Source organism: Haloferax sp. s1 (genome assembly GCF_058382125.1).
This window is the reverse complement of the sequence record NZ_JBZRPK010000391.1, coordinates 1-4006: the sequence shown is the minus strand read 5'-3', so window position 1 is coordinate 4006 and position 4006 is coordinate 1. Positions and strand designations below refer to the sequence as shown.

Sequence of the window (4006 nt, the reverse complement as noted above, 5' to 3'; positions counted from 1 at the left end):
GGTAACGACAGTCTGGAACCGTCCTTTGGCAGTCACTTGTTGGAGAATACATCCCTGTTAAGCGACCCGGCGGATTCGATTCAGCATTGTCCCGAACGGGTTCGGGGTAGAACGGTTTGGTCTGTGTTCGGAGCACTCGTGAAACTCTATGCCCGCTGCCGCAGTTTTGAGGGTGAGATTCTTCCGACTTCCACGAACAGATAGCAACGAAACTCGAAATATGATTGCCCCGGTACTGGCTCGAAAACCGGTGCGACGCGAAATACTATCTGACCTCTCCAGCGCGGATTAGCGACCGAAGACTGGAGAAATCGTTCTGCATTAGCCGGTCTTCCTTCAGCGGTGTGACTATCTCTTCGAGGAGAGAGACGATTTCAGTTGCCTTCTGTCCCGGGCTGTCTACACGGTACGAAAGCGCCGTGTACGCGGCGAACAGTTCGATGGCGAGGACGGTTTCAACGTTTCCGAGGATCTCGACCAGGTGATTTGCACCGTTTGCTCCCATACTCACGTGGTCCTCCTGATTGTCCGATGTCGGAATCGAGTCCGTAGATGAAGGGTGAGCCAGTGTCTTATTTTCCGAAACAAGCGCTGCGGCGGTCACCTGCGGCATCATGAACCCACAGTTCAAGCCCGAATCTTCGACGAGGAATGGAGGGAGACTATCCGAAGGCATCGAGTCGGTTTTTCCGTCACTTCTGCCCGCTGCGTCACCGCCGGTCAGTTTGAATATCCGGCGCTCAGAGATGTTTGCGACTTCCGAGACAGCCACCGAAAGCATATCGAGGGCAAATGCGACAGGCTGGCCGTGGAAATTGCCGCCGGAGACTACGTCACCCGCTCCGCGCTGTAACACCAATGGGTTGTCCGTGACGGCGTTCAACTCGCGTTCGATGACGCCTCTCACGTGTGTCAGCGTATCTCTGCTTGCACCGTGTACTTGTGGGATGCACCGCAACGAATACGAATCCTGTGCCCGGTTCGCCTCGGCTGCGGACGTCACAAGTTCGCTTCCTTCGATTCCGTTCCTGATACGTTCAGCCACGTGCTTTTGGCCAGGTTGGTTGCGAAGATCGTGAATCTCCGCCCGGAACGGGTCGCTGATGCCACGGAACGCTTCGAGCGTCATCGTCCCGACGGTATCGGCGGTGTCGAGCAGTGTTTCGGCGTCGTGAACAGCCAGTGCCCCGACGGCGGTGATGTAGTTCGTCCCATTTATCAGGGCGAGTCCTTCCTTCGCTTCGAGACCCGGCTCACCTTCTTCTGTGGTGAGCGGGTCGACTTCAATCGAAGTTAGCACTTCACTGGACGGGACCCACTCGTCTTCGTGACGTGCCTTCCCCTCGCCGAGCATCGCGAGCGCGACATGGGCAAGGGGTGCGAGGTCACCACTCGCACTGACCGACCCTTTCCGAGGGACGTGGGGGTAGAACCCCGCGTTCAGCAGGTCACGTAGTTTCAGGACGACGTGTACTCGCACTCCAGAGCTTCCGGAGAGCAACGAGTTCAGCCTGAGGAGCATCATCATGCGCGCCTCGTCCTCGCCGACCGGGTCGCCGATACAGACCGCGTTGCTCCGGATCAGGTTCTTCTGGAGTGTCGCGACGTCTTCGGGGTCGATAACCTCGTTTTGACTGGCACCGAACCCAGTATTGACGCCATAGATTATTTCACCTGTTCCGATGCGTGATTCGAGATTCGAACGCGCAGTCCGCACGCGCTTCAGTGCCTCGTCGCTAACGGACACTTCTTCGTGGTCGCGAGCACAGGCTACTGCGTCCTCAATCGTGAGGTCAGACCCGGTGAGTTCGATTACCATCGACCTTCCTCCTGATTCACTGGTGTGTCTTTCTCGCTCGGCTTCGTCGTCGCTTGTGTCATACGTATCATTTCTTTGGCTCCTCCAGTCGTTGTCTGAGTAACTCCGTGAACGTGTCTTGGTCCTGCCAGGTGATGCTCTCGAGCGCAACGGCATTCAACCGGGTCACGAACCCGAGTTTCGTGGCGACTAACTCGAGCCACGTGGATTCCGCTCTCTCGGCGGTACGTACCTCGACATGTCCAAATTCGTTCGTGATGTGGGCAATTTCCGTAGACTCGCCATCGTCTGGGTTCTGCTGAACCACGAGCACGTCGGACGACAGCGGTCGGAGCTGTGGTTCGAGAAATCCGACGAATGTCGAGCGTTCCTGCCAGGAGAGACATTCGAGTGTGACTGCATCGAGACGAACCCGTGCTTCGGACCTCGTCGCATCCAGCTCCAATCGTACTCCTTTCGGTGTTTCGACCCGTCGAACGGCTACGTCCGCGTCATCACTAACGACGCGCGTGAGAGGTGTTACGGTAACGCTCTCGGCCGTATTCACGGTCCTCTCGGCTGTATTCCTTCCAGTCATGGTCAGAGGAAAAACGAAAGGTTGCGCGTGGCGAGGATGGTTTGGTCGAGGTAGACGGTTCGTCGGGCTAACTTGAGTGCTCCATCGACACGGCGAAGTTGGTCCTCGCGCTCCCCGACGAGCAGGTCGTGCTCGGTCGTATCCCCCTGATTTCGATAGAGCAGCAGATTGCTCTTCACCCGGATTTCGTCGTCCGATTCGTCGTGTACCCGAACGTTACTCACAAATCGTCGCGTCCGAGACGGGGGGTTTTCCGCCCATGCGTATTCTCTATCGTAGCGCTCCACCCGTGTGGTGAGCGTGCCCATGTCCTCACGATAGAGGAACCCATCCTCACTGAACGATGATTGCTCTGAACCTCGCTCGCGCGTGACGCGGCGGGGGACTCGATACTCGACGTCATCCGTGAGTAGTTCGAGCCATTCGTGGAGTTTCCCGTCGTCCAATCGCTCCGCCTCGTCGAACAGGAACTCCTCGCACTCCAGGCGGAGTTCGAAGCGTTCACTCATTGACATCCTCGGTTGCTGAATCGATGGGCCGTCCGGTCATCGAGCGATACCAACTCTGGTAGAACGTCTGCATCGTCCCGTCCTCGAAGTTCGTATCGTACACCGCACCCGGGCCGGGCCACTCGTCGGAGATGTTCGTTGCGTCACCCATCTCTCCAACCCCCATCTGGAAGTTCGACTTCCGACCGATTTTCTTCCCGAAAGTGCTTCCGGCAGCCTCCGCGATGCCATCCCAGACGGCGAAGTCGTCGACCTCGAAATTCCCGGCGACACTGAACGTGCTGATGCCGGTGTCGTATGCACGCTGTTTGAACTCTTCAGAGGAATCCCGTGGCACGAGAATCCAGTTCCACACCTGCGTCTTTTTTGGCCCTAGTGGCTGCCACTTCCGAATGTTCAAGAACGCGGTAACCTCGCGATTTTCCGGGTCGGCGTTGAGGTTCATCTGAAGGAACGAGAAGTTCGGGAACACGGTTCCGACGCTGGATACGAGTCGCTTTGCAAGGCGGAGTTCCGATTCAGAAAGGTGTGTCTCTGTGAAGATGTCTTCCGGATAACCACCAGCAAATTCCTGATTCTCGAGATAGGCGAGCATACACGAGTGTCCGCTGCACTCGGTTACGTCGACTGGCGTCCGTTCGGCACCGACTGCCGAAAGTTCCGGCGGGAAGATATCCAGATCCATCGCGGACTTGTGAGTGGCGAGCGTATGGTAGGAATCACCCGTAAAGTTGTCCGCGCCGATTTTCCAGTTCGTATCGATTTCCCATCGAATCGGCTCACCGACGACTTCCATTCCACCTTCGGCGAATTTCAGGTGAAGGTCGAGATACCATTTGAAATCGCCGAGGTACTCGTCCAGAGAGGGTGCGGTAGCCGAGAGCGATGCGAACACGAGTCCCTCGTAGCTGTCGACCTGCGGGGCGGAATCGAGTGCGTGCTCACAGGTATCGAGTTCTTTGAAGAACTGTTCTTTGTGCGGGACGCCGACGAGTTCGCCGGTGTTCTTGTAGGTCCAGTTATGGTACGGACATCGGAAGTACGATGTGTTGCCCTGTTCGGCACGGACCACCGTGGTCCCCCGGTGTTGGCACGAATCGA

The 4006-nt window shown here is 57.1% G+C and carries 4 protein-coding genes; all 4 read right to left on the bottom strand.

Translation table 11 applies throughout. From position 1 onward, the window contains the following. Positions 1-265 precede the first annotated feature (265 nt). A complete protein-coding gene (gene hutH, locus QT222_RS05050) occupies positions 266-1819 on the bottom strand; it encodes a histidine ammonia-lyase (RefSeq protein ID WP_491476512.1) in 1554 nt (517 codons plus the stop codon). Positions 1820-1886: 67 nt separating this feature from the next. Next, entirely contained in the window at positions 1887-2366 is a 480-nt protein-coding gene (locus QT222_RS05045; protein WP_491476511.1) for a hypothetical protein, read from the bottom strand. 32 nt (positions 2367-2398) lie between these two features. Continuing rightward, positions 2399-2905 (bottom strand): aromatic-ring-hydroxylating dioxygenase subunit beta, encoded by a 507-nt coding sequence (locus tag QT222_RS05040; RefSeq protein WP_004056256.1) that lies wholly within the window; start codon positions 2903-2905, stop codon positions 2399-2401. Beyond that, positions 2898-4006, bottom strand: a 1109-nt coding sequence (locus QT222_RS05035) for an aromatic ring-hydroxylating oxygenase subunit alpha (RefSeq protein WP_491476510.1), incomplete at its 5' end; no start/stop codon positions are given. The genes QT222_RS05040 and QT222_RS05035, both read right to left, overlap by 8 nt.